Annotated in this window: 29 protein-coding genes; 15 read left to right on the top strand and 14 right to left on the bottom strand. The window is 65.8% G+C overall.

The window, feature by feature from the left end; genetic code table 11:
* Window positions 1-47 precede the first annotated feature (47 nt).
* The 6 genes from ACSU1G_RS27235 (at window position 48) to ACSU1G_RS27260 (ending at window position 4,070) form a co-directional block, all read left to right on the top strand.
* Complete coding sequence (locus ACSU1G_RS27235) at window positions 48-350, top strand: DUF427 domain-containing protein (protein WP_439283526.1); 303 nt, start codon at window positions 48-50, stop codon at window positions 348-350.
* Window positions 351-375: 25 nt separating this feature from the next.
* Window positions 376-1,200 (top strand): ABC transporter ATP-binding protein, encoded by an 825-nt coding sequence (locus tag ACSU1G_RS27240; RefSeq protein ID WP_439283528.1) that lies wholly within the window; start codon window positions 376-378, stop codon window positions 1,198-1,200.
* On the top strand, window positions 1,197-1,880 hold the full coding sequence (locus ACSU1G_RS27245; protein WP_439283530.1) for an ABC transporter permease: 684 nt from the start codon (window positions 1,197-1,199) through the stop codon (window positions 1,878-1,880). Before ACSU1G_RS27240 ends, ACSU1G_RS27245 begins: the two co-directional genes overlap by 4 nt.
* Window positions 1,881-1,896: 16 nt before the next feature.
* Complete coding sequence (locus ACSU1G_RS27250; protein ID WP_439283532.1) at window positions 1,897-2,622, top strand: ABC transporter permease; 726 nt, start codon at window positions 1,897-1,899, stop codon at window positions 2,620-2,622.
* 47 nt (window positions 2,623-2,669) lie between these two features.
* Window positions 2,670-3,593, top strand: coding sequence for an ABC transporter substrate-binding protein (locus ACSU1G_RS27255; RefSeq protein WP_439283534.1), 924 nt, complete (start codon window positions 2,670-2,672; stop codon window positions 3,591-3,593).
* 99 nt (window positions 3,594-3,692) lie between these two features.
* On the top strand, window positions 3,693-4,070 hold the full coding sequence (locus tag ACSU1G_RS27260) for a hypothetical protein (RefSeq protein ID WP_439283536.1): 378 nt from the start codon (window positions 3,693-3,695) through the stop codon (window positions 4,068-4,070).
* Window positions 4,071-4,076: 6 nt separating this feature from the next.
* Here ACSU1G_RS27260 and ACSU1G_RS27265 read toward each other — a convergent pair whose 3' ends face one another.
* Window positions 4,077-5,318, bottom strand: a complete 1,242-nt coding sequence (locus ACSU1G_RS27265; RefSeq protein WP_439283538.1) for an AI-2E family transporter — start codon at window positions 5,316-5,318, stop codon at window positions 4,077-4,079.
* Window positions 5,319-5,378: 60 nt separating this feature from the next.
* Between ACSU1G_RS27265 and ACSU1G_RS27270 the strand changes: the two genes are divergently transcribed.
* Window positions 5,379-5,678 carry a chorismate mutase gene (locus tag ACSU1G_RS27270; RefSeq protein ID WP_439283540.1) on the top strand — a complete coding sequence of 100 codons (300 nt, stop codon included), beginning with the start codon at window positions 5,379-5,381 and terminating at the stop codon, window positions 5,676-5,678.
* A gap of 30 nt (window positions 5,679-5,708) precedes the next feature.
* Here ACSU1G_RS27270 and ACSU1G_RS27275 read toward each other — a convergent pair whose 3' ends face one another.
* Window positions 5,709-6,734, bottom strand: coding sequence for an ROK family transcriptional regulator (locus ACSU1G_RS27275; RefSeq protein ID WP_439283542.1), 1,026 nt, complete (start codon window positions 6,732-6,734; stop codon window positions 5,709-5,711).
* Between the two features lie 243 nt (window positions 6,735-6,977).
* Here ACSU1G_RS27275 and ACSU1G_RS27280 point away from each other — a divergent pair, with 243 nt between their 5' ends.
* Complete coding sequence (locus tag ACSU1G_RS27280) at window positions 6,978-8,123, top strand: ROK family protein (protein WP_439283544.1); 1,146 nt, start codon at window positions 6,978-6,980, stop codon at window positions 8,121-8,123.
* Between the two features lie 103 nt (window positions 8,124-8,226).
* Here ACSU1G_RS27280 and ACSU1G_RS27285 read toward each other — a convergent pair whose 3' ends face one another.
* Genes ACSU1G_RS27285 through ACSU1G_RS27295 form a run of 3 tightly spaced genes read right to left on the bottom strand, consistent with a single transcriptional unit; the run spans window position 8,227 to window position 11,419 of the window.
* Entirely contained in the window at window positions 8,227-9,150 is a 924-nt protein-coding gene (locus ACSU1G_RS27285; RefSeq protein ID WP_439283546.1) for a carbohydrate ABC transporter permease, read from the bottom strand.
* A complete protein-coding gene (locus tag ACSU1G_RS27290) occupies window positions 9,150-10,124 on the bottom strand; it encodes a carbohydrate ABC transporter permease (protein WP_439283548.1) in 975 nt (324 codons plus the stop codon). The genes ACSU1G_RS27285 and ACSU1G_RS27290 overlap by 1 nt, the downstream gene beginning before the upstream one ends.
* 32 nt (window positions 10,125-10,156) lie before the next feature.
* Complete coding sequence (locus tag ACSU1G_RS27295; RefSeq protein WP_439283550.1) at window positions 10,157-11,419, bottom strand: extracellular solute-binding protein; 1,263 nt, start codon at window positions 11,417-11,419, stop codon at window positions 10,157-10,159.
* Window positions 11,420-11,674: 255 nt separating this feature from the next.
* Here ACSU1G_RS27295 and ACSU1G_RS27300 point away from each other — a divergent pair, with 255 nt between their 5' ends.
* From ACSU1G_RS27300 to ACSU1G_RS27320, 5 genes are read left to right on the top strand one after another with little or no spacing between them, the layout of a single operon-like run.
* Window positions 11,675-12,583 carry an SIS domain-containing protein gene (locus ACSU1G_RS27300; protein ID WP_439283552.1) on the top strand — a complete coding sequence of 303 codons (909 nt, stop codon included), beginning with the start codon at window positions 11,675-11,677 and terminating at the stop codon, window positions 12,581-12,583.
* Window positions 12,583-13,515: an ROK family protein gene (locus ACSU1G_RS27305; RefSeq protein WP_439283554.1), complete on the top strand. Its 933-nt coding sequence runs from the start codon at window positions 12,583-12,585 to the stop codon at window positions 13,513-13,515. The genes ACSU1G_RS27300 and ACSU1G_RS27305 overlap by 1 nt, the downstream gene beginning before the upstream one ends.
* Complete coding sequence (locus tag ACSU1G_RS27310) at window positions 13,512-14,441, top strand: 1-phosphofructokinase family hexose kinase (protein ID WP_439283556.1); 930 nt, start codon at window positions 13,512-13,514, stop codon at window positions 14,439-14,441. Before ACSU1G_RS27305 ends, ACSU1G_RS27310 begins: the two co-directional genes overlap by 4 nt.
* Entirely contained in the window at window positions 14,438-15,319 is an 882-nt protein-coding gene (locus ACSU1G_RS27315) for a class II fructose-bisphosphate aldolase (RefSeq protein ID WP_439283558.1), read from the top strand. The genes ACSU1G_RS27310 and ACSU1G_RS27315 overlap by 4 nt, the downstream gene beginning before the upstream one ends.
* On the top strand, window positions 15,316-16,071 hold the full coding sequence (locus tag ACSU1G_RS27320) for a DeoR/GlpR family DNA-binding transcription regulator (RefSeq protein WP_439283560.1): 756 nt from the start codon (window positions 15,316-15,318) through the stop codon (window positions 16,069-16,071). Before ACSU1G_RS27315 ends, ACSU1G_RS27320 begins: the two co-directional genes overlap by 4 nt.
* Window positions 16,072-16,406: 335 nt before the next feature.
* Here ACSU1G_RS27320 and ACSU1G_RS27325 read toward each other — a convergent pair whose 3' ends face one another.
* From ACSU1G_RS27325 to ACSU1G_RS27340, 4 genes are all read right to left on the bottom strand, one after another.
* Complete coding sequence (locus tag ACSU1G_RS27325) at window positions 16,407-18,857, bottom strand: CHAT domain-containing protein (protein WP_439283562.1); 2,451 nt, start codon at window positions 18,855-18,857, stop codon at window positions 16,407-16,409.
* Between the two features lie 62 nt (window positions 18,858-18,919).
* Window positions 18,920-20,500 carry a S8 family peptidase gene (locus ACSU1G_RS27330; RefSeq protein ID WP_439283564.1) on the bottom strand — a complete coding sequence of 527 codons (1,581 nt, stop codon included), beginning with the start codon at window positions 20,498-20,500 and terminating at the stop codon, window positions 18,920-18,922.
* Window positions 20,501-20,552: 52 nt separating this feature from the next.
* Window positions 20,553-20,999 carry a hypothetical protein gene (locus tag ACSU1G_RS27335; protein WP_439283566.1) on the bottom strand — a complete coding sequence of 149 codons (447 nt, stop codon included), beginning with the start codon at window positions 20,997-20,999 and terminating at the stop codon, window positions 20,553-20,555.
* Window positions 20,992-21,609: an RNA polymerase sigma factor gene (locus ACSU1G_RS27340; protein WP_439283568.1), complete on the bottom strand. Its 618-nt coding sequence runs from the start codon at window positions 21,607-21,609 to the stop codon at window positions 20,992-20,994. The genes ACSU1G_RS27335 and ACSU1G_RS27340 overlap by 8 nt, the downstream gene beginning before the upstream one ends.
* A gap of 74 nt (window positions 21,610-21,683) precedes the next feature.
* Between ACSU1G_RS27340 and ACSU1G_RS27345 the strand changes: the two genes are divergently transcribed.
* Window positions 21,684-21,902: an SCO4848 family membrane protein gene (locus ACSU1G_RS27345; protein ID WP_439283570.1), complete on the top strand. Its 219-nt coding sequence runs from the start codon at window positions 21,684-21,686 to the stop codon at window positions 21,900-21,902.
* A gap of 7 nt (window positions 21,903-21,909) precedes the next feature.
* Here the strand turns inward: ACSU1G_RS27345 and ACSU1G_RS27350 are convergent, their stop codons facing one another.
* Both ACSU1G_RS27350 and ACSU1G_RS27355 read right to left on the bottom strand, forming a co-directional pair.
* Window positions 21,910-22,713, bottom strand: a complete 804-nt coding sequence (locus tag ACSU1G_RS27350) for a MerR family transcriptional regulator (RefSeq protein WP_439283572.1) — start codon at window positions 22,711-22,713, stop codon at window positions 21,910-21,912.
* A gap of 63 nt (window positions 22,714-22,776) precedes the next feature.
* A complete protein-coding gene (locus ACSU1G_RS27355; RefSeq protein WP_439283574.1) occupies window positions 22,777-24,186 on the bottom strand; it encodes an MFS transporter in 1,410 nt (469 codons plus the stop codon).
* Between the two features lie 75 nt (window positions 24,187-24,261).
* Between ACSU1G_RS27355 and ACSU1G_RS27360 the strand changes: the two genes are divergently transcribed.
* On the top strand, window positions 24,262-24,855 hold the full coding sequence (locus tag ACSU1G_RS27360) for a winged helix-turn-helix domain-containing protein (protein WP_439283576.1): 594 nt from the start codon (window positions 24,262-24,264) through the stop codon (window positions 24,853-24,855).
* Between the two features lie 69 nt (window positions 24,856-24,924).
* On the opposite strand, the gene ACSU1G_RS27365 is transcribed toward ACSU1G_RS27360, so the two are convergent.
* The 3 genes from ACSU1G_RS27365 to ACSU1G_RS27375 are packed head-to-tail and all read right to left on the bottom strand — an operon-like array spanning window position 24,925 to window position 26,890.
* On the bottom strand, window positions 24,925-25,611 hold the full coding sequence (locus ACSU1G_RS27365; RefSeq protein WP_439283578.1) for a hypothetical protein: 687 nt from the start codon (window positions 25,609-25,611) through the stop codon (window positions 24,925-24,927).
* On the bottom strand, window positions 25,611-26,507 hold the full coding sequence (locus tag ACSU1G_RS27370) for an ABC transporter ATP-binding protein (RefSeq protein ID WP_439283580.1): 897 nt from the start codon (window positions 26,505-26,507) through the stop codon (window positions 25,611-25,613). The genes ACSU1G_RS27365 and ACSU1G_RS27370 overlap by 1 nt, the downstream gene beginning before the upstream one ends.
* On the bottom strand, window positions 26,504-26,890 hold the full coding sequence (locus ACSU1G_RS27375) for a GntR family transcriptional regulator (RefSeq protein WP_439283582.1): 387 nt from the start codon (window positions 26,888-26,890) through the stop codon (window positions 26,504-26,506). Before ACSU1G_RS27375 ends, ACSU1G_RS27370 begins: the two co-directional genes overlap by 4 nt.
* Between the last annotated feature and the right edge of the window lie 10 nt (window positions 26,891-26,900).

Below are 26,900 nucleotides of genomic sequence, written 5' to 3' on the forward strand. Positions count from 1 at the left end.
TCCGAACCTTCATTTACGCTCGTAACCGAATCTGAGGAGACCAGACCATGAAGGCTGTATTCGAAGGAACCACGATCGCCGAGGCCGACGAGACTGATCTGATCTCGATAGAGGGCAATTGGTACTTTCCCCTCACCTCGGTGGCACCGGGGGTGCTCGTTGAGAGCCCGACCGCGTACACGTGCCCGTGGAAGGGTGCAGCACAGTACTACTCCCTGCTGATCGACGGAGAGACGCACGCCGATCAGGCGTGGGGGTACCCGCATCCTTATGAGTCGGCGTTCGAGCGGCTCGGTAAAGACATCTCCGGCCACGTGGCATTCGCCCCTGGCGTCGAGGTCGGACCGTAGGCGCGGCCAGGTCGGAGATACACGCATGATCGAGTTCCGCTCAGTATCAAAGAGATTCCCCGACGGCACGCGCGCCGTCGAGGACTTCAGCCTCGTGCTGCCTTCGCGAAAGACGACGGTGTTCGTCGGGTCATCCGGATGTGGCAAGACGACGCTGTTGCGCATGATCAACCGCATGGTCGAGCCGACCGGCGGCGACGTCGAGATCGACGGAGACAGTGTTCTCGGTAAGAATCCGGTCGCCCTGCGCCGCAGCATCGGTTATGTGATGCAGAACTCCGGCCTCATGCCGCACTTCACCGTGATCGACAATGTCGCCACAGTGCTGCGGCTCACCGGTACCTCGAAGAAGACCGCGCACGCGCGAGCCAACGAACTGCTCGACACTGTCGGGCTGGACCGCGCTCTCGCTGACCGCTACCCCAGCCAGCTCTCGGGTGGGCAACAGCAGCGTGTCGGGGTTGCGCGTGGACTCGCGGCCGACCCGAACATCCTGCTCATGGATGAGCCATTCGGCGCCGTCGACCCGATCGTGCGCGCCGACCTGCAGCAGGAGCTCATAAGGCTGCAACGGGAGCTCGACAAGACTGTGGTCTTCGTGACGCACGACATCGACGAAGCATTTCTGCTCGGCGATCAGGTCGTCATTCTCGACAAGGGCGCCCGCATCGTGCAGGTGGGCAGCCCCAGTGAGATCATCGAAAACCCGGCGGACGACTTCGTCTCGGCCTTCATTGGTGCCGAGCGCGGACGCCGAGCGCTGCACCTCAAGCAGACGCCGCACGGAACCGTCGTCGTCGACTCCGAGGGCCGTACGCAGGGGGCACTCACCGATCCGGGCACGACATGAACTGGGTCATCGACAACCTCGGGCTCATCTTCGAGCTCAGCCTGGTGCACTTGCGTCAGAGCGTGATTCCGATCGTTCTCGGGTTCGCGCTGTCGCTGCCCCTGGGCTGGATCGCATGGCGGTACCGACTCGTGCGCGGTCCGGTCATCGTGCTGACCGGGCTCCTCTACACGATCCCCTCGCTCGCACTGTTGATCCTGCTGCCCGCGGTGGTCGGCTACTCCCCGATCAGCGAGACGAACCTCATCGTCGGTCTCACGATCTACGCGGTCGCCATCCTGGTCCGCTCCGTCGCCGACGGCCTCGACTCGGTGGATGCCGCGGTGCGCCAGTCCGCGACGGCGATGGGCTACGGCGGGGCACGCCGGTTCTGGACGGTAGATCTGCCGCTCGCCGGTCCCGTCATCCTCGCAGGCCTCAGGGTCACGGCAGTCAGCACGATCTCGCTCGCCACCGTCGGGGTGCTCATCGGCGTCACCAATCTCGGCTACCTCTTCACGAACGGTCTGCAGCGCCGCATCATTGTCGAGGTGTTCGCCGGCGTCATCGCAGTCGTGGTCATCGCGCTGATCGTCGATCTTCTGCTGATGCTCGTCGGGCGCGCCGTGATGCCGTGGGTGCGGGCCACCGGCATTCCCACCGCGCGTCGCCGCGCACTTCCGGTGAGGGCTGCCGCATGAACGTGAGCGTTGCCGCATGAATGTCTTTGCTGAGGCGCTGGCCTGGTTGTTCTCCCCGGAACGACTGGAGGGGTCGTATGCGTTGCCCATCCTGCTCGGTCAGCATCTGTTCTATACCGTGATCTCGGTCGCCGTCGCCGCAGTGATCGCCGTTCCGCTGGGCTGGCTCATCGGCCACACCGGGCGCGGTCGCGAGTTCGCCGTGGCGGTGTCGGGTGCCGCACGCGCGGTGCCGTCCTTCGGACTGCTGATCCTGCTCGTGCTGCTGCTCGGCGTGCTGCGCATACCCGAGGCCGCGGTGATCACCTTCGTGCTGTTGGCGATTCCCTCGCTGCTCGCCGGAGCCTATACCGGCCTCGAAGCGATCGACCGCCGCGTGATTGACGCTGCCCGTTCGATGGGCATGACCGAATGGCAGGTGTTCTGGAAGGTCGAGGTGCCACTCGGTCTCCCGCTGCTCGTCGGCGGCCTCCGCGCGGCGCTCCTGCAGGTGATCGCTACAGTCACCATCGCGGCCTACGTCAATCTTGGCGGGCTGGGTTGGCCGATCATCCAGGGCATTCCGCTGCGCCGCTTTGACCAGGTGCTCGGCGCGGCGATCCTCGTCGCCCTGCTCGCCCTGCTCGTCGATCTCCTCCTCGCCGCCGCGCAGCGAGCTGCGGTGCCGGCGGGTGTACGCGTGCAGCAGATCGGAACGAAACGCCCGCGCCCTGGCCGGAACACGTCGCACGCCCCCGCGTGAACGGGCGCAAAAGCATCCACATCGACTCACCATCAGAGAGGAACATCATGTTCACCGCACGAAAGTCACGCCTCGTCCTCGCCGGCGGCATCGCGCTCGCCGCTTCGCTTGTCCTCGCGGGCTGCGCCACCAGCAACCCCCTGGACCCCGCCGCCGACGGAGGCGACTCCGGCGACGCGGCCTCCGACACGATCGTCATCGGGTCACAGGCCTACTACTCGAACGAGATCATCGCCGAAATCTACGCCCAGGCGCTGGAGAACGCCGACATCGAGGTCGAGAGGCAGTTCAACGTCGGGCAGCGCGACGCGTACATTCCCGAGCTCGAATCTGGCGCGATCGACCTGTTCCCGGAGTACACCGGCAACCTGCTGGAGTTCTACGACGGCTCGGCCGATACCAACAGCCCGGATGCGGTCTACGCGGCGCTTCAAGGTGTGCTGCCGGACGGCCTGACTGCGCTCGATTACGCCGAGGCCAGCGACCAGGACACCTACACCGTGACGAAGGAATTCGCCGACGCGAACAGCCTCACAACGATCGCCGACCTTGCGAACGTCAGCGAGCAGGTCACGATCGGTGGGGCTCCGGAGTTCGAACAGCGCCCGTATGGTCCGGCGGGCGCCAAGGAGCTCTACGGTGTCGACCTCGCCTTCTCAGCCACGGGTGACACGACGCTTGAGTCGCTGTTGGCCGGCGAGATCCAGGTCGCCGACATCTACAGTGCAGACCCGGCGTTCCAGACCGAGGACATCGTCGCGCTGGAAGACCCGGAGAACCTCATCCTCGCCTCGAACGTCGTTCCGATCGCGTCGAGCGACGTCTCCGAGGAGGCAGTGGCGGTCATCAACGGGGTCAGCGCGGCGCTGAGTGTCGACGACCTCGTCGCGCTCGGCGTGCAGAGCACGGTGGACCAGCTCTCTCCTGAAGAAATTGCCACGCAGTGGCTGACGGACAACGATCTGATCTGATCGATTGAGGAGGGGTCTTCCCGGCAGTCGCCGGGGAGACCCCTCGTCATGCTCCGAAGAGCGGGCATGATCGTGCCGGTGACCTGGGAGAATGGTCGAATGATCTCCAAGCGTGACCTCGCCCACCGGCTCGACATCCCTTTGGAGATGGTCGTGCGCCACGGGTTGGACGACGGAATCAGCGAGGCGGAGTTCGCTGCGCTGGAGCAGGATCCGCCTGCGTGGCTCGTCCAGTCACGGGCGAACCGTAAGAAGGGCGCGCGCCCGATCTGGGCCACGCTGACATGTGCCGTGTGCGGCTACACCGAGACGGCCAGGCCGAAGAAGTGGTGGCCGAAGGAGTTCACCTACGTGAGCTGCAGCCACCACTCGCCATCCGACCTGCCGAAGCCGGCGCCAGGACACCACCGCGCTGAATTCGAAGGCGTCGGGACGAAGTTCGTCGGAATCGTCGATGACAGCTTCGAGGGTCTTTAGAGCTGCTTAGACCCTGGCATCCTGCCGGGGGATCCAGATCTTCTTGATGATGATCAGGATGGATGCCGTGACTGGCACCGCCACGAGTGCCCCGAGCAGTCCGAGCAGGGTGCCGCCGACTAGTGCGCCGATGACGACTAGCGAGCCGGGGATGGCGATCGCTCGGTTCATCACCTTCGGCGTCAGGAAGTACGACTCCACCTGCATGTAAATCAGGTAGATCACCGCGAAGATCAGCGCGAAGATGATGTTGTCGCCGAACAGGGCGATTCCGGTGCCGATCACCCAGAACAGCAGAGATCCGACCAGCGGGATCAGCGTGATGAGGAACGCGACCACGGCCAGCAGCAGCGGGAATGGCAAGCCGAGCACCGTGTACAGAACCAGAACAAGCATCGAGTTTATGAACGCCAGAGTCACCATGCCCATGACGTAACCACCGACAGAGTCGGTGATCTCGGTGCTGATGAGGTCGGCGTTCGAACGGTCGCGCGCCGGGACGAGGCGAAGCATCGCCTGCTTGATTCCTGGCAGAGTTGCCAGGAAGTAGATGATGAGCACCAGCACGATCACTGCGCCGGAGATGCCGTTGGCGATGGATGCGCCGACCTGAAGTGCGCCGCCGCCGATCGTGGCGATGTTGCCCGGGTCAGTGAGGAAACCCTGCACATCGCCGACCAGCGTCTGGAACTGGTCGCCGAATTGATCTTCCAACGTCGCGTAGAGGTCGCTCTGCTGGAAGTCCCCGACCATGACGGGAACATCTTTGACGAAGCTGGCGATCTGCGCGACCACGACGGGGACGATCGCCCAGATGACCAGGCCCAGGGCGGCAATGAGGCCGATGAGTACGATCACCACACCCCACCCGCGGCTCATGCCGCGCCGCTCGAGGAAGCGCACGGCGGGGTCGAGGCCGAGAGCGGCGAACAGTGCGAGGGCGATGTAGATGATCACCGTTGACAGGTTCGACAGCGCGAGTCCGAGCAGGATCGCGGCAAGACCGCCGAGGGTGACGAGGAAGCCGAACATGAAGGGTCGGTCGATGCGTGTCCAGAATGAGCGGCTCGACGGTATCGGCTCGATGACCTGCTTCGGTGCAATCTCGGGGGCGGTGACAGCCTCCGCTGGTGCAGGCTTCCGCTTCTTGGGCTTCACCTTCGTGGCAGCTTCAGCCCGCGAGTTGGCGGTCGCTTCGTTGGCGGTCGCGGTGACATCGTCAGGTTCCACGGGCAGTTCAGTGCTCATGCGCCAACTCTAGAGCGCCGACGCACGATATCGTCTTAACCGCCGACGATGAGGAGACACATGACCGACGCCGACGACGCCCGAGCCGAGCTGCTGCGCCTGCGAGGCAGCATCGACAACATCGATGCCGCGCTCATCTACATGCTGGCCGAGCGGTTCCGCGCCACCCAGCAGGTCGGCATTCTCAAGGCAGAGCATGCGATGCCGGCGTCCGATCCGGGGCGCGAAGAGCAGCAGGTCGCGCGTCTGCGCGCTCTCGCCGAAGAAGCGCACCTCGACCCCGAATTCGCCGCGAAGTGGTTCAACTTCGTGGTGGCTGAGGTCATCCGCCACCACACCGAGGCCGCTGAAGGCCGCTGACGTACCCGGCTTGAGCCCCGAGTCCGCGTTCTAGCGGACTCCCAACGCGGAACCTGCGACGTGGGCGGCGGCGCCGCGCAGAACCGCATCCTGTCCGATTGATGCAGGGTCGACCTCGATCGGAGCGCCCGATGGCAGCGCTGTGCTTGTTCGGAGCACTTCCGCCACATCGTCGCAGAACGTCGAATCGACGATTGCGTCCGCCCCACTGATCACGACGCGCTTCAGATCGAGCGCCGCGGTGATTCCCGCCAGCGACCTGCCGAGGTGGTGGGCGGCCGCCCGCCGGGTTTCGCGCGCGTCGTATGCCGCATCGATCCGGGCGGCGAGGGCCGCTGACCCGATCCAAGAGTGGATGCAGCCACTTCGCCCGCACACACACGTGGGGGATCCCGCATCCGGTGCATCGTCGACGACGAGGTGAGCGAGCTCACGTGCCGTGGAATGAGCGCCTTCTGTGGGACCCAGATGCAATGCTGTGCTGCCCCGTTCATCCAACCGCACCATCAGGAAGTCACCGTGGCGGCCGTTCCGGTGCTCGGCGAGCGCGACAAGATCGGCGACGTTGCTCACGCGAACGGGTGTGCGGGTTTCGACCTGCAGGTTGCGATGCAGTGTCTCCGTCAGTTCGGCGCCGGCGGCGCCGTCTGATCCACGACCGCTCTCTACAGGGATGCCGATTCCGATGCCGAGCAGCGGGCGGGTGGCAACGGCTGCGAGTTCGATGGCCATCGCCAGGGCTGCAGCCACAGCATCCACTCCCGCCGGGCGCATAGCGCGTTCGATGATGCGTCCGTCCGGTGTGCACAGCGCGGCGCGGAATCCGGCCGGATCACTCAGGTCGATCGCGATCACCTGTGTGGCGTCGTGGTCGAGGCGCAGCATGACAGCAGGCTTTCCCGGTCTGGTCTCCTGGCTCTGGCCGGTCTCGACGACGATGCCGTCGAGCAGCAGGTGCTTTACGACCTCTGAGACGGTGGGCCGCGCAAGTCCTGTCATGCGAGCGAGGTCGGCACGACTGACAGTCGTCTCGCGCTGCAGCGCGCGTAACACCATGCCGCGATTATGGCGCCGAACCCGCTGGGGAGAGCCGATGGGCGAGCGGAGGTGCGGGGCTTCAAGATCCGCGAGCGTGATTGTGCTCATCACAGCACCGGCCGTCTTCTAGGGTGGGTGAATCGCACGATACTCCTTCGCCGAACAACATACTTAGTTCAGTCACTAAAGTATGCTCAGCGTATGGACGTCCGATGTCCATGTCAAGCGATGCCGCCTGCCACCTGTCGCCAAGGAGCGCTGATGAAGCCGACACTCACCGATGACGTCGGACTTGACGCGCAGAGCATGATGCGTCGGGCGAATCTGAGGCGTGCGTTGCAGCTGGTTTTCCTGGATCCAGGCGTGCAGACCCGCGCGGGGATCGCCCGAGCCACCGGACTCACTGCGGCCACGGCCTCGTCGCTGGTCGCCGAACTCATCGAGAGTCGATACGTCATCGAGGGTGAGCAGGCGGCGAGCACGGGTGGCAAGCGGGCGACGACGCTCAGCGTCGACGACCACCTCGTCGTGCTCACCATGGTGGTGCATCAAACCGAGGTCATCGCCACGCTCGTCAGCCTCGACGGTCGGGTCATCGAGCAGTCCCGCACCGAGTACGTGCCTGAGCAGACGGTCGGTGTTCTCGCGAGTATCGCGACGCGGTGGGCCGCGTCTCACGGTGATCGGCTTCTCGTCGCGAGTGTGCAGCTGCCGGGCGCGACCGACGGACGGGTCGTGCTTGAGAGTGTGCAGCTCGGATGGCGCGATCTGCCGCTGGCGGCGCAGCTGGAGTCGATCCTCGATGTGCCGGTGCTGCTCATCAACGACGTGGATGCCGAAGCCATCGCGGAGGCGACGATCTCTCCGGATCAGTTCGGCTACCGAATTTTCATTCACCTCGGGGTCGGCATCGGCGCGACCACGATGCTCGACGGTGTGATCGCGCCGGGCCCGCGGTCGCGCGCCGGTGAGATCGGCCATGTACAGGTCGTCTTCGGAGAGGCGGCAGTGGAGTGCGGCTGCGGGCTCACCGGCTGTTTGGAATCCGCGTCGTCGATGGTCGCGATGCTCGGCGAAAGATTCAGCGAGGGGATGCCGGAGGCGGATGCCCGTGCGCTCGCCGCGGCCGCTGCGCCGGAACGACTGGCGGCCGGGGTTGTCGCTCTCGCACGCGCGACGAAGTTGATCTCGGCAATGCTTGATCCGGCCGAGGTCATCCTCGGCGGATCCGCCGCAGCGCTGGGGGAACCGTTCCTCGAACTGCTGCGGCGGGAAACTGCCTATGCGGCGAGCGGCACGAGCGATATGCGGGTGCGGTTCGCGCATCCACAATCCGAAGCGCATCTCGGGGCTGCGCAGTATGCGCTCACCACCGTGCTCGGGGTGCGGTGGAGTCATCCGGTTTGACGGGCGGCTGCCGGCCGCACGGATGTCGGTCGAAATTACGGATGTCGGTCCAGATCGGGGAGTTGGACAGGCATCCGTAATTTCAACCGACAGGTGTACCCGGCTACTTCACGCTCCCCGCGGTCAGCCCGCCGACGAGGCGCTTCTCGATCATCATGAACAGGATGATCACGGGCAGGATCGCGACGATCGAGACGCCGAACACGTACTGCCAGCTGGTCTCGTACTGACCGACGAACTTCGTCAGCGCGACGGACAGCGGCTGGTTCTTGTCTGTGGACAGGATCACCAGCGACGCGGCGAACTCGTTCCAGCAGGCGACGAACGTGAACACGATCGCGGTGACGATGCCGGGCCACACCAGCGGCAGGCTGATCTTGAACAGCACCGTCAGTCGTCCGGCACCATCGATCTGCGCGGCCTCGTCGATCTCTTTCGGGATGCCGGCGAAGAACGAGTGCATGATCCACACCGCGAACGACAGGTTGAACGCCGCGTTGATGAAGATCATCGCCGCCCAGGTGTCGCCCAGGCCGAGCACCGTGAACTGTCGGAACAGGCCAGAGGTCAGCACGGCCGGTTGCAGCATCTGCGTGACGATCACGAGGAACAGGAACACCATGCGCCCGGGGAACTTGAATCGTGCCGTGTAATACGCGGCAGGCATCGCCACGACCAGCACGAGCAGCGTTGCGAATACCGCGATGACGATCGTCGAGATCAGGTTGTACGGCAGCGGCGTCTCTGGCGTCGACCACATGTGGATGTAGTTCTCCCAGTGCCACTCCACCGGGAAATACGTCGGGTCGACCGAGCGGATCTGCGACTTCGTCTTCACGGAGCCGAAGAACATGATCACGTACGGCAGCACGAAGATGCCGAGCACGAGGGCGCCGGCGACCATACGCAGGATGACGCGAGGCAGCGACACTTGGTCGGCCGTGTAGCGACGTCGACGCCCGACGGGTGCCCCGGGGCGGCCGCCCCCGGACGTAGTGATGAGGCGGGTCTCTGTGATGGTCATCATCAGACCTCCTTCATGGGCTTGACGATCTTCACGTAGGCCGCGACGATCACGATCACGATCAGGAAGGCCACCACAGACAGTGCGCTGGCGACATCGACCTTCTTCTGCAGTTCGATGTATTTGAAGATCATCGTCATGACCGTGTCGGCGTCGTAACCGGGTATCGATCCGGTCATCACCTTCAGGATCGGCAGCGAGTTGAACACGTTGATGATGTTGATGAGTACGGCGACGCTGAGTGCCCCGCGTAGCTGCGGGAAGACGATTGACCAGTAGGTGCGCACCGGTCCCGCACCATCCATCTTCGCTGCCTCAAGCGCATCGCCAGGCACGGACTGGAGCCCGGCGAGCAGCGTGTAGGTCGTGAACGGCAGCGACACGAAGATCGCGATCACGATTGACCAGGCGAACGCGGTCGTGGGATTGCGCGTCCATCCGAAGCCTTCGGGTGTGGTGACCAGGCCGATGTCGACAAGGAACTTGTTGATGACGCCGAAGTACGGCTCAAGGCCGTAGTAAAACACCAGCGTCGTCATCACGACCGATGCCGCCCACGGGATGATCACGGCGAGCCGCACGAGTTGGCGACCCGGAAACGCCTTGTTCAGGATCTGCGCAAGCCCGAGCGAGATTACGACGGTGATCACGACGACCGAGGCAACCCAGATGACCGTGCGCCCCATGATCGGCCAGAATGCCGGGAAGTTGAACACGGCGATGTAGTTGTCGAAGCCGACCGAGCCTTTGTCGAGACCGGACAGTGAGATGTCTCGCGTGGAGTTGAAGAACATCACCCCCGCAGGGAACAGCACCACGCCGATGATCAGGATCAGTGCGGGCGCGAGCCACGGCAACGCACGCAACAACTCCCGTGCACCGGGGCTCTTCTGCGGCACAGCGTCCGTGTTGTCGGGGGTGTGGGGGCGACCGGTGGCCGCCCCCACGGGGCTCGAGGATTTCGTCATTCGGCTCATGGATCTATCCCGAACCCCTCCATCTCCGGGCGTCAGCCCGCGTCGACCTGTGCCTGGATCTCCGCCAACACATCAGCGGCGGACTTCGTCTGCAGCTGACCGAACAGCGACTTGAATGCTCCGTCCGTCGCCGACCACTGGGCGTTCGTGGAGGGGTAGAACTGGGCATCCGGCAGAACCTCAAGGAACGGCGCGAGCGCCTCATCGTCGGCGAGCTGCTCAGAACCCGACTTCGTCACGGGCAGGAATCCCTCAGCCTGCACCCACGGCACGTAGACGTCCGGTGAGTAGAAGTAGTCGAAGAATGCCGTGATTGCCTCGGCCTTGTCTCCGTCGTTTTGGAAGGCCATCAGCTGGTCGGCGACGCCGAGCGTGAACGGCGAGCCGTCCTTGGTGGGGATCGGAACGATGGAGTAGTTCAGCTCGGGGTTGCCCTCGGCGATCTGGCCGACCGTCGGTGGCAGACCCACCTGCATCCCGATCTTGCCTTGGATGAATATATCCATCAGGGGTGAACGCTGGGTCGAACCGGGGTCGGCCTGGGTGGCGCCCGCGTCGATCATCTTCTTGATCTGTTCAGCGCCGACGAGGTTCTCCGGAGTGTCGATGGTGATCGTCGACTCATCGCCGAACGATCCGCCGCCGCCCCACAGCCATACGGCCGCTTCTGCCTGCGCCTCTTCGGATCCGAGCGGCATGCCGTAGCCGGCGATACCGTCGCCGAGGGCGGACACCTTCGTCGCGGCATCCAGTAGCGAATCCCAGTCGGTCGGCGCTTCGACGCCGGCCTGCTCGAGAAGGTCGTTGTTGACGAACAGTGCACGGGCGGATGCGATGAACGGCAGTGCGTACGTCGTGCCGTCGAGCTGCTCGTTTTTGATGAACGACTCCTGGAAGTCGGCGAAGGTGTCGGGGCTCGTGACCTCTTCGACGTCGTACAGCAGCTCATCGGCTGCGAAGCCGGCGAACGGGCCGCCGTTGTAGATGTCGGGCGCCTCGCCGCCCTGAACCTTTGTGGCGATCACGCTCTCGAGGTTGTCCCACGACTGCACCTCGAGCTTGACCTTGATGCCGTCATTTGCGGCTTCGAAGCCGGTGATGACGTCTTCCCAGAGGCCCTTCGTGTTGTCGGAATAGCTGGGCACGAGCAGATCGATCGTGGTGGTGGAGCCGGCGTCGCCGCCATCCCCACCGCCGTCGGAACCTGAACCCGAGCCGCCGAACCCGCAGGATGCGAGCGCGAGCGTCGCGGTCGCTGTGATGGCGACAGCGCCGAACCGCAGAGACTTCTTCATGTCATTCCTCACTGTGTGTGGATGCGCCGTCACGAAGAAAAGGAACTCACGCGACGGTGCGTGGTCTCGGTGCGCGGCTTCGCGCACGTCGTCCGATATGTGGATTGGGTAGGACACTACCCCTATTTGTGAAGTGTGTGTACAAACAATGTACGGTTTGTCATCGAATTGTGTCCGTGACGTTATATGATCGTTTTGCTTACTAAAGCACCATAAGTCTTCAAACGCTGGACGTCTAGAACGGAATTGGAACTCATGACAAATCAGAACCTCGCACCGGGCGCACACATGCGCGCAGAGCTCCTCTCGCAGCCGGCAACGTGGGCCCGCGCGGCAGAGATGCGTGACGAGCAGAAGGTGCTCCCCGCGGCAGGTGAGCGTGTTGCTGTCGTCGGTTGCGGCACCTCGTGGTTCATGGCGCAGTCGTACGCGGCACTGCGTGAGACCGCAGGTTTCGGCGTGACCGATGCATACGCGGCATCCGAGGCCTTCCTCGACCGTGACTACGACGCCGTCATTGCGCTCACCCGCTCCGGCACCACCAGTGAGGTGCTGGAGATCACCGAGCAGATCAAGGGAAAGATCCCGGTCATCGGCATTATTGGTGACCCGACTTCGCCGCTGGTTGGCCTGGTCGACGACGCCGTGCTGCTGCCCTTCGCGGACGAGAAGTCGGTCGTGCAGACGCGCTTCGCCACCACCGCGCTGACCCTTATGCGCGCATCGCTCGGCCTGGATGCCGACGTCGCGCGTTCGATTGCGGATGCCGAGGCCGTGCTTGCCTCCACCGACGACGAGACCCTCGCGACGGCAGACCAGTACACCTTCCTCGGCCGCAACTGGACGATCGGCCTCGCGCACGAAGCCGCACTGAAGATGCGCGAATCGTCGCAGTCGTGGACCGAGTCGTACCCGTCGATGGACTATCGCCACGGTCCGATCGCGATCGCCGCGCCTGGCCGCATCACGTGGCAGTTCGGTGTCGCACCAGAGGGCCTCGCCGGTCAGGTCGAAGCCACCGGTGGCCGCTTCGTGCAGCACGATGTCGACCCGCTGGCTGATCTCGTTCGACTGCACCGTGTCGCACTCGAGCGCTCGGTGGGCAAGGGTCTTGACCCGGATCAGCCCCGCAACCTGAGCCGCTCGGTTATTCTCGAGGCGTGATGCCACCCACCACTTCCGGGATCGGGTCCGGCGCACCAGTGCTCGCCTTCGACGTTGGAGGCACCGACATCAAGTCGGCGCTCTTCGACGCCGACGGCACCGCACTCGGTCTGCGCCGCACCCCGACGCCCCCGCTGGGCGATGACCCGGCGCCGGCACTGATCGAGGAACTTGCTCGACTGGCCGACGAACTGCGGGCGCAGCATCCGGATGTGGCGCCGGAAGCGCTGGGCTTCGTCGTGCCAGGCATCGTCGATGCGGATGCCGGCATCGGCGTCTTCGCGAGCAATCTCGGCTGGCGGGATGCGCCGTTGCGCGCGCTCGCCGCAGAACGGATCGGGCTTCCGGTCGCGTTCGACCATGATGTGCGATCGGCGAGCTGGGCTGAGCATGAGCTCGGCGGCGCCCGTGCGCACGACGACGTCGTGGTTCTCATCATCGGCACTGGAATCGCCGGCGCGATCCTCGTGGGCGGTCAGCCGTACACCGCGGGCGGGTACGCCGGCGAGATCGGTCATTCACCGATTGCCGACGGGCCGGAGTGCGCGTGTGGTGCGCGCGGATGCCTCGAAGCGATCGCCTCCGCTGGCGCAATCGCCCGCCGCTACGCCGCCGCCACCGGTGAAACTCCGGCCGGCGCCAAGGACGTCATCGCCCGCGCTCAGGCCGGCGATGGGGTCGCCGAGCGGGTATGGAACGAGGCGCTCGACGCCCTCACTCTGTCGCTCGCGCAGCTCACCGCAATATTTGCACCCGAGGCCGTCGTGATCGGCGGCGGGCTCTCCCGCGCTGGTGGCGCGCTGTTCGACGAACTGCGCACACGGCTGGCCGCGCGGCTGAGCTTCCACCGCATCCCCGAACTGATCCCCGCGCAGCTCGAAGGCAACGCCGGCCTGCTGGGCGCGGCACTGCGCGCGAGGGAGCTGACATGATTCTCACCGTGACCCCGAATCCCGCCCTCGACATGACATGGGAGATCGACCGCATCGAGCCCGGCGGAGCGCACCGCGCTGACACCGGCGCCGTGCGCGCAGGCGGCAAAGGCCTCAACGTCGCCCGCGTCGCGCACGCCGAAGGATACGCGGCGCTTGCGGTCACGACGGTCGGCGGCGCGACCGGTGCCGAGCTGCGTGCCGAGCTTGATGCCAGCGGCATGCCGCACCTGCTCGTTCCTGTTGCGGCCGCGACCCGTCGCAGTATCGCCTGGGTCGACCGGTCGCTCGGCGACACCACGATCGTCAACGAGCGCGGTATCAGCGCGACCCGTGAGGAGTGGGCACAGTTCGTTGCGACCGTCTTCGAGCAGGCGGCATTCGCATCAGTCGTTGTGATCTCGGGGAGCTTTCCGCCCGGGGCGCCCGAGGGCCTCTTAGGGGCGCTCATCGCCGCGGCGGGTGACCGGCCGGTGATCGTCGACACCTCCGGACCCTTGCTGCTCGCTGCCGCGGATGCCGGAGTCGCCGTGCTCAAGCCCAACAAGGCTGAGCTTGCTGAGGCGACCGGTCTCGACGACCCGATCGACGGCGCGCGCGAACTGCTGCGCCGCGGCGCCGGGCTCATCATGCTCTCGCTCGGCGCGGACGGGATGCTCGCGATCACCGCAACCGGCATCCTCCACGCGCGCCTGCCTGAAACGCTCGCCGGCAACCCCACCGGCGCGGGTGATGCGGCCGTCGCTGCCGTCGCAACGCTGCTCGACTCCGGCGAACGTGACACCGAAACCATCCTGCGCCGCGCAACCGCGTGGTCGGCCGCGGCCGTACTCATGCCACTTGCCGGTGAAATCTCACCGCAGCATCCACAGCTCGCAAACGCCCTGATCGTGACCGACGCCACAAACCAGAAGGACTCCGAATGACCCTCGCCCGCGCTGCCGACCTCATCCTCGACGCGTCTGCTGCCGGCCGCGGTATCGGCGCCTTCAACGTGATTCATCTCGAGACCGCTGAGGCGCTGGTGGCGGCATCCGCTCAGGCGCAACTGCCGGTCATCCTGCAGATCTCGCAGAACTGCGCGAAGTACCACGGTGGGCTGGAGCCGATCGCCCTCGCCACTCTTGCCGTTGCACGCCGGGCCGAGACTCCGGTCGCCGTGCACCTCGACCACGCCGAGCTCCCCGAGCTTGTCGACGAGGCCATCGCGCTCGGCTTCGGATCGGTCATGTTCGACGGCGGTGCGCTGCCCTATGACGAGAACGTCGCGCTGACCGCCGAGGTCGCACGCAAGGCGCATGCCGCCGGAGTTTACGTCGAGGGTGAGCTGGGTGAGGTCGGCGGCAAGGATGGCGCTCACGCTCCCGGCGTGCGCACCGATCCTGCCGAGGCGCAGGCGTTCGTCGCCGAAACGGGAGTGGATGCTCTCGCCGTGGCCGTCGGATCCTCCCACGCGATGCTCGACCGCAGCGCGTCGCTCGACATCGAGCTGATCGCTCAGCTGCGTGCCGCTCTTGATGTGCCGCTCGTGCTGCACGGCTCGTCCGGTGTTGCGGACGACGTCATCGCGCAGGCCGTGCGCGCGGGCATGACGAAGATCAACGTCTCCACGCACCTGAACGGTTTCTTCACGCGTGCCGTGCGTCAGATGCTGGATGCCGATGAGCGTCTGGTCGACTCCCGCAAGTACGTCGCACCGGGCCGCGTAGCGGTTGCTGATGAGGCGGCGCGGTTGCTCAGGCTGTTCGCCTTGTCAGACCTGTCGGCTCCGTCGGCCCTGTCGCTCAGCCAGGAATCCGCGTGAAACGCGCGGCTCGGCTGGCGAAGATCCTCGACCTGCTTGCGGGGCAGGGTGAGGTCTCCGTCGACGATCTGGTCCTGCGGTTCGAAGCGTCCGCGGCGACGATCCGTCGCGATCTCGACAGCCTCGCCGAGCAGCGGCTGCTCACTCGTACCCACGGCGGTGCGGTGGCGCAGTCAGTCGCGTACGAGCTGCCGATTCGGTACAAGAGCCACCAGCGCACGCACGAGAAGGAGCTCATCGCTCAAGCAGCCTCCGAGCTCGTCACAACCGGCGCTGTCGTCGGCCTCTCCGGCGGAACGACCACCACGGCGATCGCCGCGGCCCTCGCCGCACGCGACGACCTCGGTGAATTCACGGTCGTCACGAACGCCGTCAATATCGCCTCCCAGCTCGCGACGAGGCCCGATATCAAGGTGGTTGTGACCGGAGGAGTCATCCACTCCCGCAGCTACGAGTTGGTGGGCCCATTCGTGGAACAGCTGCTCAGTGGCATCCAACTCGACATCGCCTTCATCGGCGTGAACGCACTGTCGGCGGAGGCCGGGGCAAGCACGCACGATGAGCGTGAAGCCGCCGTGAATCGCATGATGGCCTCGCGTGCGCGACGGGCGGTTGTCGTGGCCGATTCGAGCAAGATCGGCCAGGTCGCGTTCGCCCATGTCGGTGGCACCGAGCTCTTCGACACGGTCATCACGGATGCCGCGGCCGAGTCACTTGTGGATGCGGGATACACGGTGGTCGTCGCCAGCTGAACCCGGCACACTCACCGACCGGCACACTCACCGACCGGCACACTCACCGACCGGCACACCTGCAGGGCCGAAGCACGGATGCAGGGCCATCGGTCGGCGTGTCCCCAGACGTCCGTACGATGGCCCTGCATGTGTACCCGTGATCCCCCAAGCGGATGGTGCCGCAGCTGCGCCCTGCAGCACCATCCTGAGTAGTCGGTGTCGGTTGTGCGTCCCCAAACGCGTCCCCAGAGCCAACCGCGCCGAGCTCCTACCCTTCCGGAGCATCCACGTGACACCTTCCATGTATCAAGAGCCACTTCGGGGAATCCTGATACATCGAATGGAGAAATTCTTCAGGATCCACTTCCGTGGCACTGAAACGGGGTGTGATGGCCCGTCATGGCGGATGCCTCGGCAAGGGCGACAGCGGGTGACGAGCCCCTGCTCAGGCCGCTGTGTACGGCGCTGAGCAGTTCGCTGGCGATGTCGTCCGGAACGACTGCTGGAGCCGCGATCACACTACGGGTTCCCGCGTGCAACCACACTCGCGTCATCCCGAGCGCCTCCTCGCCCCAGCGCACCGACGACAGTCCGAGCTCGCAGGCGGAGAGTACGACGGTGTCCGGAGCGGGGGAGATCAGATCGACGTCGTAGCCGAACAGCGTGCCGTCGATGAGCTCGAATCCCGCGAACAGGGGGTTGTCGACGGCGTGCCGTCCGTGCGCGGCAACATGCAACACGTCGACATTGCCGGCGAGAGTGGTGACGGCATCCACTCGCGCATCGTCGCCGGTGAGCACGGCGGCGTTCGTCCAAGCGGATGCCGCGGCGCGCACCTCCTCGACGGCGCGGGCCACCCGCGGACCGGCCGCGAAGCCCGCCGTCTTCAGCGTGCGTGGCGTCTCGCGCTCCTGCATCCAGCGTGACGCTGAGGTCGCCAGCGTGAAGGGGCGCCCCGCCATCGACGGCAGCATCCCCCACGGAATTCCAGCGAGGATGCCGGGCACAGTCAGCACCAGTCGGCGCTCGCCGATCAGTGCTCGCAGCGGGGTGAGGAGGGCGTCATCGAGGCGCAGCATCCGCTCACCGAGTGCGCGCGCGACGACGTGAGCCATCGGACCGCTGCGGATCGAGGCGGAGACGTCGAGGTCGGCACGCAGCCCCGCAGACGCCTGTTGCACCGTGACGAAATCGAGTTCGACGATAACGCTGTCCGTCGCGGTGGTGACCACGACGCTGAGGCTGCTGCCCGTGAACACGTACGACAGCACCGCGGTATCGGCGCCGATGGTGTCACGCAGCTCGGAAACAGTGACGCGCGGTCTGGTGTCGCCGGCGCCGGTGGCCGACCACTGCCGGTCGCGCACGCGGTCTCGGAGCGCGCGCACCTGCGGATGTGCGGTCCACTCCTGGCCGGTCAGTTCGGTGCGCAGCATCCGCAACTCCGCCAGATCGGCGGCCAACTGCGGATCATGCGGCGGGCGCACCGGCGCGACCTGCTGGCTGAGGTGGCGGGCGCGCTCTGACCAGTCGAAGAGGATGCCGGCGTCTGCACTCGCGGCGGCAGCGGAAAGTCCGTGGAACACAAGTTTTGTTCCGTGCATCGTGAGGGATGCCTGCAGGTCGAGCGCGCCGAACGAGCGCTGCCATTCAGACAGCAGATCAAGGCCGGCGGCGGCGTGGCGGCGTGCTTCCGCATGCTTGCGGTGGGCTCCGGCGCGTGCAGCACGGGCCTCGGTGGCGCGCAGGCGCAGTGGAGTCGGCGCGTGCGCGGGGATGCGCGGCAGGGGTGTGGTGCCGCTGGTGTCGGAGAGGGCAGCGCTCAGCGCCACGGCGGTTGCCTCGCTGGGAAATCCGGCTGCTCTGAGCTCACCTGCCGTCCGGGTGAACTCGATGGCGGGTGGTGGGGAGCCCCCGTCGAGCCCAGCATCCAGACGGATCGCGTCGCTGCGCGCGGCCCAACTCTGCGCCCCCAATGCGCGGAATCGGCGAGTGGCGGCGCGGGCGACGCGCTCTGCTCTGGCCGGGTCGTGCCGGAGCAGGGAGCGGGCGAGGTGGTACTCGGCCTCGGCGCGAGCCTGGCGCATCCTGGCGCTGCCGAAGGTGGCGGCGACGCTCTCCAGGAGGTGTTCGGCTTCATCGACGAGCCCGGCATCGCGCAGCACCTCGGCACGGTCGAGGTCGCTCATCGCGGCGCTGATGGGGGAGTCTGCGGCGATGATCGGGCGGGATGCCGTCATCAGCTCGAGAGCTTCGACCAGGTCGCCGCGCAGCAGTGCGGTGTAACCGAGGTTGTGGCGGGCCTCGGCGGCGGCGGTCATGTCGCCCGAGGCTTCATAGAGCGTGACGGCCTGCGCCAGGTCGGCGGTGCAGGCGTCGAACTCACGCCGCTGCATGTGCACGAGTGACCGGTTGAGCAGGCAGTTCGCCCTGGCATCGCCGGTGAGCCCATCGATCGCGCGGCTGAGCATTTCATCTGCCTCATCGAGGCGTCCTGCACGGGTGAGCAGCACGCCGAGCTGCCCGGCCAAGATCGCCTGAGTCTCCGCGCTGACACCGTCCTGCGTCAGCGCCTCCCGGCAGAGTTCCTCGGCTCTGGCAGGCTCGCCGGTTTGCGCGAGGACATACGCCGTTGTGCCGGTGATCCTCGCCTGCAGGTCTGGCCCGGCATCCGTCGCCTGCGCGGCCGCCGCGGTAGCTGCCTCGGCCGCCGCGCGCGCCAGCAGTTTCCGCGCCTCGGCGTACCGCTGCGCGTTGGAAGCCGCGCGCCCGCGCTCGTACAGTGTGCGCGCAGAAGTCCCCATCGTTCCAGGATGCCGTGTCTGGGGCGGCGGCGGAAGAGCGGGGGGCGCTGACTCAGCCGCGCTCAGCTCAGTGGTGCGACCGGCGGGAGGTCCTTCAACACGGCATCCACGGCCTTCTTCACCGCGCCCTGCGCCGCGGCACCCTCACGTGGCACCGATGCGGCCAACCGCGCGGCGATCTTCCCCGCGACATAGGGTGCGGCGAACGACGTTCCACTCCACGCCGCGAATCCGCCCCGGTAGTCGTCCGGGTCGATCGTCTGCCGTTCGAGACCGTCCACATCTGCCCTGGTCGACGCTTGCGCGCCACCGACGAACGCCGGCGTCGTCGACACGACCATCGCCCCTGGAGCGTACGTCCGCACCCACGGTCCGATGTTCGAGAACAGTGCCAGCGACCGCCGTGAGGGGTTGAGTGCTCCGACTGAAACGAGCGGCACCGCGCGGTCAGCGACCAGTCCGTTGTCCGCACCGGGCCATGCCCACAGTGAGGCAGGAAAAGACGGCCGGTCGATCGCATCGTTTCCTGCCGAGCACACCACGACTGTGCCGAGCTCGCGCGCGGCCTGCAGCAGGTCGTAGAGCACGAGTGAAAACTGACCGTCCATCGGGGTCTCGTGGTAGTAACCGAGCGACAAGTTCAGCACGTCAATCGGGTGTCCGCCGTCGATTCCGTGCACGAATCGACGCTGCAGTTCGATCACCGCCGCGAGCGCTTCAAGGAACGTGCTCTCATCAACCACGCCGAGAGAGCCTGCGACGCGGATCGAGAGGATGTCCGCATCCGGAGCCGTCTGCCGAATCAGCCCCGCGATGAACGTGCCGTGGCCCGCCACCGCGTCGATCTCGCCGTCCAACTGGCCGTACAGATCCGGATACCGCTCCGGATCATCATTGCCGGTCAACCCGATCGGCACGCCATCGAGTTCGATCGTGCGGGTGACTATCGAATCGGGCAGCCACTCGTGGACGCCGCAACCGGTGTCGAGCACCGCCACGACAGCCCGCCGCCCTTTTCGAGGCGCTACCCCGCGTACCGGCGCCGCGCCGATCCACGCGATCGGCTGGCGCCCACCGCGACCGGGCTCGAGATAGTCGTCGCTGCCGACGGCGCCCGCACCGCGCACCGGGTTGGTGCGCGTGAACGGGTTGGTCCTGGTGAACGGGTTGGTGCGCGTGAACGGATTTAGCCCGACCGGGTCGATTGCCAGCATGTGCTCGAGTCCGGCCCGAGGCATGGGGTTTCCGACGATCCGGCGGGCGCGCTGCAGCACGCGCCAGGCATCCGGCGCCACCGGAGACTCCCCTTCGGTAGGAACACCCTGCGTGCGTAGCAGCGCGCGACGAAGCCCAGGGATGCCGGGCAGCATCTCCGCTCCGTGTCCTGCCCGCACCACGTCATCCGGCTCGACCAGAAGTTCCCAACCGAACGACTCGGCGGCCGCCATGAGCGCGCGCAGCTCGCTATCGGGGCCCTCGTTCTCCTCAAGGCTGCGATCGGCGATCAGCAGCCGATCCGGGAGATACGCGGTCGGATACGCACGGATGCCGTCGACGGGATCCACGCTGGGATCAAGTGCCGTGCCGCGGGCGATCGACCCCTCCGCGCGGTCCTGCCAACTCCAGCCCTTCGGATGCTCCATTGCTCTCCCTCTCCGGCAGGCTCAGCGCCCGCGTGCTCGCTGATGTGCGAGCTCACGCCTCGAACTGAGGTGTGAGCAGATCTTTGTGTCCTTCGCCGGTGACCAGCAGCACGCGGCTGAGGCCGGGCAGGACGTCGTCGAATGCGAAGCGGCCCTGTTCATCGGGCGTGATGCTCCAGTCGCGTTCGCCCTGGGTGAGCCGTACCTCGGTGGCGCCGGCATCCACCCAGCCGTCGATGCGGCGCCGCCGGTTCGCGGTGTGACTGATGTGCAACAGGATGCTCGATGTGCCATCGCTGAACTGCAGCGTGGTCGTCTTACTGTCGCCGCGCACTGCGGCTTCGGCGTTCTCGATCAGGGTGAGCAGGGCGTACTCGCGGGACAGATCGGAGATCGCAATGGCCGCGATCATGCGGTCGGCGAGGTCGCTCGGTGCCGGGTCGAGCTCTTCGAACGCTGCACGCAGCTGAGCGAGCATCAGTTCATCGGATTCAGCCATCACGACCCCCTTCGTCGGAGAACCCCGTGTTCACCAGCGCGGTGCGCAGCTTCGTGAGACACCGTTTGCGTGTCGGTCCGATGCTGCCGATCGGCATGTCGAGGTCGGTGGCGATGCGCGCGTAGTCCGGCCGGTCGTCGAATGCGACGACTCGCAGCAGGCGCCGGCACCGGTCTTCGAGGGTGGCGACGGCGGTCCATAGCCGGCGCGCTTCATCGGATGCCGCGACCTCCGTCTCAGTGGACTCCGTCGGCGGCAGCATCGGCTCGAGGATTTCGTCTGCGGTGGCATCCGCTCGTCTGTGACTCTTGCTGACCCGCCAGGCTTCGCGGCGGGCCGTGATGGTGAGCCATCCGGAGACGGCGCGGCCGTCGGCGATCTTCTCGTGCCCGCGCACGAGGGCGAGCCAGGTGGACTGCACGACGTCCTCCGTCAGCGTCCGCTCGAGCCCGTAGGCGCGCACGACGTGCCATAGGACGGGAGTCATGAGGCGCACCAGATCGTCCATGGCACGCACATTTCCAGAGCGCCAGTCGGCGAACAGGTCGGCGGCGCGTTCCCAGCGCGCCGAACCATCGCTGACGGCGCCTTCGGGGGAGGCGTCGGTCATGAAGATCATTGTGCTCACACCTACTAGGAGCAGGGCAAGGGTTTCTTGATACATTCGCGGCCTACGCTGGGTGTGTGATCGCTCTCGCCGTGCTTCTTTTCATCAACGCCGCCTTCAACGTGATCGTGTGGCCGCAGTTCTACAAGCGGGTCGTGAACGATCCGCGTGCTCGGGATGCCGATGGCAAGGCCACCGCGTTCCTCAAGGTGCATGCGATCCTCATCGCGATCGCGCTAGTTCTGGCCATCGTGTCAGTGATCGCCGGAATCGCCGCGCTCGCCGGGGTGCTGTAGGCGTCGCTCAGGCCCGCGCGACGGGCTGCTGCAGTTCGGTGACCCAGTCGGACTGATCGTCCGACTCTGCCCGCACGTACAGTTCCCGGCAGGGACCCGTCGGCACGAAGCCGCGGGCGATGATCTCGGTGTGGATCTGCATCCAGCTGTTCGCGATCTGATCCATCGACCCGAGATGGATGCCACAGATCGCCTCCGCCGCCGCGGGGAGGTCGACGAGCTCGAACCCGTCCTGTGCAGGCCCGTCGTAGGCGTAGCCGGCGATGACCTCGGTGCCGTCCTCTGCCGCCGAGTACTGGGCGATCGGAGTCGTCAGGGAGCCGCGCTTGTCGCCGATGATCGCCGCGACGGCCCCGAACGCGGGGCCGACGACGTCGGCGATCTCCGGCTGAGATGCGACGATCGCCCGCCGCGCGGCCAGGCGCACGGCGGGGAGGGGCTTCTCGATGATCTCGATTGTGGACATCTGATTCTCGCTTTCGATGAGGTGGAGGCGTCGCTCCACGTCGACGAGGCGTGCGGCCGCGATGCGCTGCTCCTCGGCGACCTCGGCCCGGCGAATCCGCAGCAGGACGCCGATGCGTTCGGCATCCACGCCCTGCTCGAGGATCAGCGCGATGTCGTCGAGGCCGAAGCCGAGTTGGCGCAGCGCCACGATCCGGTGCAGCCTTTCCAGCTGCGATGGATCGTAGGAACGGTAACCGCTGAACTCGTCCACGTGGGCGGGCACGAGAAGGCCCGCGGTGTCCCAGTGCCGGAGCATCCGGTGGGTCACCTGGCCGATCTGCGCGAACGCTCCGATGGATAACATGTCTCAGTTCTCCCACCTCACACGGTGTCAGAGTCAAGCATCGTGTCAGAGTCAAGTATTCCGTCAGCGCACGAGGAATTGTGCGGCGTGGGCGGACCAGCCGGCCTCGGCTGGCAGAGCGCGCAGTGCACGGTTGCCGAACGCGAGCAGCACCGCGGAGAGGCAGAGCGCCGCTGCCACGAGCAGGGTGTTCTCGCGGCCGATCAGTGACAGGCCGAAGCCGGCGATTAGGGGTGCCAGCGGCATCGCACCCATGCCGAGCACAGAGCTTGCGCTGTTCGCACGTCCCAGCAATTCGGTGGGGGTTGCCACCATGAAGTAACCCATGAGGGCCGCGTTCACCGCGGGGATGAATAATACGATCGCGCCCAGCACCGCGGCCAGGGCCAACGGTGCGTGCACGGGCAGCAGAGCGAAGACGCCGATCACCGATACGCCGAGTCCGGCGATGATGATGATGCCCGCTGGCACCCGTGAGACCAGCATTGGTGCGAAGAGCGCGCCGATGAGCATCGCCACACCGGCGCCGGACGACAACAGTCCGATCGTCAGAGGCGTGTGCCCTTGCTGCTGCAGCGCGTAGATGATGCACGTGAGCGCTGTGGTGAAACCGAGGTTGATGATCGTCGCCACGAAGAGGACGCCGCGCAGGTCTGGTCGGGAGAACAGCCACCGAAAGCCCTCGGTCATCTCGCGGATCGCATTCGGCTTGCTGATGGCGCTCGCCGCAGTTGCCGTGGCCACCCCGGATACTGCGACTTCCGTCGTCGCCGTCGGAAAACGGGGATCATCTGGCGTGTCTGCGGCGTGTCCTTGGGTAACACTCCGACCGGCGGCGTGTTCGTCTGGGTTTTCCCAAGCGGCAGGGGACGAGGCCCCGGTTGCGGCAGAGCGCTGCAGCATCCATGCCGTCACCATGGCGATCGCGTGGCTCACAGCCATCACGGCGCCGATCAGCCAGCCGCCAACGGCGAGCAGCGCACCCCCGAGCGGGCCGCCGGCGAGTTCGAGCACGGCATTGCGCCCCTGATTGGCGGCCTGAGCTCTGCCCATCGCATCATCCGGGACGATCTCCTTCAGTGCACTCTCCCCGGCGACATCGAATAGGCCTGCGCGCGCCGCGAGCAGCACGTCGAGCAGCAGCAGCGTGGTGAAGGTCAGCGCGTCGGCGAGGGCGAGCAGGGTGAAGGCGCCGGCGAGGAGAATGCCGATAGCCGAGCCCAGCACCATCATCGGTATGCGTCGGTGTCGGTCGGCGAGAACTCCGCCCAGCAGAGTGGTAACGGTGCGGATCGTCATCCCCACTGCGCCGATGATGCCGGCCTGTGTCGGGTCGTTCGTGACGAACAGGGCGATCAGTGGGACCGCGAAGCCAAACAGTCCACCGGCGAGGCCCTTGGCGGTGTCGCTGATGAGCCAGGTGATGTAACGGCCGTTGCGACTGAGTCGATGCGGAAGTGCGGTGGTGGTCATGCGGTCCAGGATAAATGCGCAAGAGAAGTTGCGCAAGTAAATGTGCGCAACTTGTGGTGCGGATAGGATCAGGGCATGACGGATGACACCCCTCACGAGGATCCGTATCCCGATTCGAAGCACGCGACGTCGGCGATGCTGAAGGCATACGCGCATCCGCTGCGCCGTCGGATTGCGAAGGTGCTGGTGGGACGGACCTACGCCCGTGCCGCTGATATCGCGGCCGAGTTGGACTTGCCGGCCAACAGCGTGAGCTTCCATTTGCGTGTACTTGCGAATGCCGGACTCATCGAAGAGGCGCCGGAGCAGGCTCGTGACCGCCGAGATCGGGTCTGGACGGCGGTCGAGGGGGCATGGAGCATCGGTTCCCCGGCGCGGCCGGTCGAGGATGAGATGCTGGGCGGGGCGCTGATGAGTGCGCTCGCGGAAGACCACTTCGACATGGTTCGTCGTGTGCTGGAGTGGGTGCCGGAGTATGTGACTGGCCGCGACCCCGAGCCGCACGGCACCTTCTCTCAGCACAATCTGCGGCTGAACCCGGCGGAGTATGCCGACATGGAGAAGCGGATTCACGAGGCGATCAAGGAAGTCGCCGACGCCCACGACGCCGACGATCCCGACACCCGCACCTGGACCCTCGACATCATCGGCGCCGACGACACGATCTGAACCCGGGCCGCGACGCTGAACGCCCGCCCCACCGGGTGGTGGAGACGGGCGTTCAATGCGGCGAGTGACCTACGGAATCGCGCGCCGGAAGGCCAGGAACGAGATTCCGGCAAGGACCGCGATTGCGACCAGGCCCCAGAGGGCGAGTCCCAGTGCGCCGAGATCGAGGATGCCCATCCAGACGTTGCCCCAGAGCTCTAGTCGACTGACCAGGTACACGAGACCGAGGAGGAGGAGCGTCAATGCCAGGCTGATGATCAGGTAGACCATCGGCCCCCAACTCTTGTAGATCGTCGCAGACGTGAAGCCGCTGATGAAGATGAGCAGAGCGAGAGTGAAGTAGATGAATCCGGCTCCGAGCGGACCGGACTCCCACACCCAGGGCAGGTGGAAGAAATAACCGTTGATCCCCCAGCCGTTCGTCGCCAATTCGAGCAGCCCGCCGAGGATGAAGATCACCCCGAGGATGGCGCTGGTCATCATCGCGGTGATCAGCGTGCCCAGGTAGAAGTCCCGCCGCGTGATGCTCATTGCCTGCGAGAACGGGAACGACATCGTCATCGCCTGGATCCCCACGAACAGGAAGGACCACAGCGGCGCCTGGCTGCCACCGCCGTACTTCGGCCCATCGCCCGGGATCATCGCGTAGATGAGAAGCGAGACGAGTAGGGCGCCGCCCAACACGATCAGGGGCACCCAGATGTAGGTCTGCTTGTTGATGAGCTGCAGACGGACGACCTTCAGTACGCGAAGCATCAGTTGACCTCCTCGGCCTTCGCGCTCGCCGCTTTCTGCGTGAGACGCACGATCAGTTGCTGGAGTGACACCGGTGCGATGTCGAGCCCATCGGCCGTGATCGCTGCGCGTTCAGTGGCGGATAGTTTGCCGAGGACCGTGACAGATGCCACGCGGCCCAGCGACTCGCGATGCAGAACCTCACGTCCGGATACCCAGGCCTCGACCTTTGCCGCATCGCCCACGACCGTGGCCGCGCGGTCGCGCACGGCATCCGTCTCCTCGTCGAGGAGGATCTGCCCGTCGTCGATCACGATGACCCGCTCGATGAGGTTGGAGACCTCGTCGATCAGGTGCGACGACAGGATGATCGTGCGCGGGTGCTCTGAGTAGTCCTCGACGAGTCGGTCGTAGAAGATCTGCCGTGCAACCGCGTCGAGGCCGAGGTACGGCTCGTCGAAGAAGGTGAGTTCGGCGCGTGAGGCGAGACCGATGATGACGCCGACGGCGGAGAGTTGACCACGGGAGAGTTTCTTGATCGTCTGCTTCATCGGCAGTTGGAAGTCCTTGATCAGCTGCTCGGCGAACTCCTGATCCCAGTTCCTGAAGAACAGGCTCGCGGCCTTGAATGCGTGCCGAGGTGTGGCATCCTCCGGGTATTTCTGACTTTCCCTGACGAAGCAGACCCGTGAAAGCACGTGCGTGTTCTCGTAGGGGTGCTCCCCGAACACCTTCACGTCGCCGGACGACGCGAAGTTCTGGGCAGTCAGGATCGACATCAGAGTGGTCTTGCCGGCGCCGTTGCGGCCGAGCAGGCCATAGATGTGTCCACCTTCAATGCTGAGAGACACATTGTCGAGCGCGCGCTTGTCCTTGTAGCGCTTGGTGAGGTTTTGCACCTCGATGACGGCGGTCATGCGGGGTTCCCTTCGGTGGTTGTGGATGCTGCGGCGCGTTCGCGCAGCATGGTTGCGAGGTCTTCGGCGCCGAGGCCCAGTGTGCGGGCTTCGGCGAGGAGCGGGTCGAGGTAGCGGTCAGCGAAGGCCGCACGGCGCTCGCCGAGCAGCAGCTCGCGTGCTCCGGTGGCGACGAACATGCCGATTCCACGGCGTTTGTACAGCACTGCCTTGTCGGCGAGCATGGCTACTCCCTTGGCTGCGGTGGCGGGGTTGATGCGGTAGAAGGCGGCGAGTTCATTCGTCGACGGCGCCTGGGACTCTTCCACGAGTGAGCCATCGAGGATCGAGTCCTCGATCTGCTCGGATATCTGGAGGAAGAGCGGCTTGCCTTCTTCGATCACGATGCCTCCA

This window comes from Microbacterium sp. A93 (assembly GCF_051842835.1).

What these genes read in the sequence shown, in the direction of transcription:
- ACSU1G_RS27235 (WP_439283526.1), top strand. Translation starts at nt 48, where the DNA reads ATGAAGGCTGTATTCGAAGGAACCACGATCGCCGAGGCCGACGAGACT.
- ACSU1G_RS27240 (WP_439283528.1), top strand. Translation starts at nt 376, where the DNA reads ATGATCGAGTTCCGCTCAGTATCAAAGAGATTCCCCGACGGCACGCGC.
- ACSU1G_RS27245 (WP_439283530.1), top strand. Translation starts at nt 1,197, where the DNA reads ATGAACTGGGTCATCGACAACCTCGGGCTCATCTTCGAGCTCAGCCTG.
- ACSU1G_RS27250 (WP_439283532.1), top strand. Translation starts at nt 1,897, where the DNA reads ATGAATGTCTTTGCTGAGGCGCTGGCCTGGTTGTTCTCCCCGGAACGA.
- ACSU1G_RS27255 (WP_439283534.1), top strand. Translation starts at nt 2,670, where the DNA reads ATGTTCACCGCACGAAAGTCACGCCTCGTCCTCGCCGGCGGCATCGCG.
- ACSU1G_RS27260 (WP_439283536.1), top strand. Translation starts at nt 3,693, where the DNA reads ATGATCTCCAAGCGTGACCTCGCCCACCGGCTCGACATCCCTTTGGAG.
- ACSU1G_RS27265 (WP_439283538.1), bottom strand. Translation starts at nt 5,318, where the DNA reads ATGAGCACTGAACTGCCCGTGGAACCTGACGATGTCACCGCGACCGCC.
- ACSU1G_RS27270 (WP_439283540.1), top strand. Translation starts at nt 5,379, where the DNA reads ATGACCGACGCCGACGACGCCCGAGCCGAGCTGCTGCGCCTGCGAGGC.
- ACSU1G_RS27275 (WP_439283542.1), bottom strand. Translation starts at nt 6,734, where the DNA reads ATGGTGTTACGCGCGCTGCAGCGCGAGACGACTGTCAGTCGTGCCGAC.
- ACSU1G_RS27280 (WP_439283544.1), top strand. Translation starts at nt 6,978, where the DNA reads ATGAAGCCGACACTCACCGATGACGTCGGACTTGACGCGCAGAGCATG.
- ACSU1G_RS27285 (WP_439283546.1), bottom strand. Translation starts at nt 9,150, where the DNA reads ATGATGACCATCACAGAGACCCGCCTCATCACTACGTCCGGGGGCGGC.
- ACSU1G_RS27290 (WP_439283548.1), bottom strand. Translation starts at nt 10,124, where the DNA reads ATGAGCCGAATGACGAAATCCTCGAGCCCCGTGGGGGCGGCCACCGGT.
- ACSU1G_RS27295 (WP_439283550.1), bottom strand. Translation starts at nt 11,419, where the DNA reads ATGAAGAAGTCTCTGCGGTTCGGCGCTGTCGCCATCACAGCGACCGCG.
- ACSU1G_RS27300 (WP_439283552.1), top strand. Translation starts at nt 11,675, where the DNA reads ATGACAAATCAGAACCTCGCACCGGGCGCACACATGCGCGCAGAGCTC.
- ACSU1G_RS27305 (WP_439283554.1), top strand. Translation starts at nt 12,583, where the DNA reads ATGCCACCCACCACTTCCGGGATCGGGTCCGGCGCACCAGTGCTCGCC.
- ACSU1G_RS27310 (WP_439283556.1), top strand. Translation starts at nt 13,512, where the DNA reads ATGATTCTCACCGTGACCCCGAATCCCGCCCTCGACATGACATGGGAG.
- ACSU1G_RS27315 (WP_439283558.1), top strand. Translation starts at nt 14,438, where the DNA reads ATGACCCTCGCCCGCGCTGCCGACCTCATCCTCGACGCGTCTGCTGCC.
- ACSU1G_RS27325 (WP_439283562.1), bottom strand. Translation starts at nt 18,857, where the DNA reads ATGGGGACTTCTGCGCGCACACTGTACGAGCGCGGGCGCGCGGCTTCC.
- ACSU1G_RS27330 (WP_439283564.1), bottom strand. Translation starts at nt 20,500, where the DNA reads ATGGAGCATCCGAAGGGCTGGAGTTGGCAGGACCGCGCGGAGGGGTCG.
- ACSU1G_RS27335 (WP_439283566.1), bottom strand. Translation starts at nt 20,999, where the DNA reads ATGGCTGAATCCGATGAACTGATGCTCGCTCAGCTGCGTGCAGCGTTC.
- ACSU1G_RS27340 (WP_439283568.1), bottom strand. Translation starts at nt 21,609, where the DNA reads ATGACCGACGCCTCCCCCGAAGGCGCCGTCAGCGATGGTTCGGCGCGC.
- ACSU1G_RS27350 (WP_439283572.1), bottom strand. Translation starts at nt 22,713, where the DNA reads ATGTTATCCATCGGAGCGTTCGCGCAGATCGGCCAGGTGACCCACCGG.
- ACSU1G_RS27355 (WP_439283574.1), bottom strand. Translation starts at nt 24,186, where the DNA reads ATGACCACCACCGCACTTCCGCATCGACTCAGTCGCAACGGCCGTTAC.
- ACSU1G_RS27360 (WP_439283576.1), top strand. Translation starts at nt 24,262, where the DNA reads ATGACGGATGACACCCCTCACGAGGATCCGTATCCCGATTCGAAGCAC.
- ACSU1G_RS27365 (WP_439283578.1), bottom strand. Translation starts at nt 25,611, where the DNA reads ATGCTTCGCGTACTGAAGGTCGTCCGTCTGCAGCTCATCAACAAGCAG.
- ACSU1G_RS27370 (WP_439283580.1), bottom strand. Translation starts at nt 26,507, where the DNA reads ATGACCGCCGTCATCGAGGTGCAAAACCTCACCAAGCGCTACAAGGAC.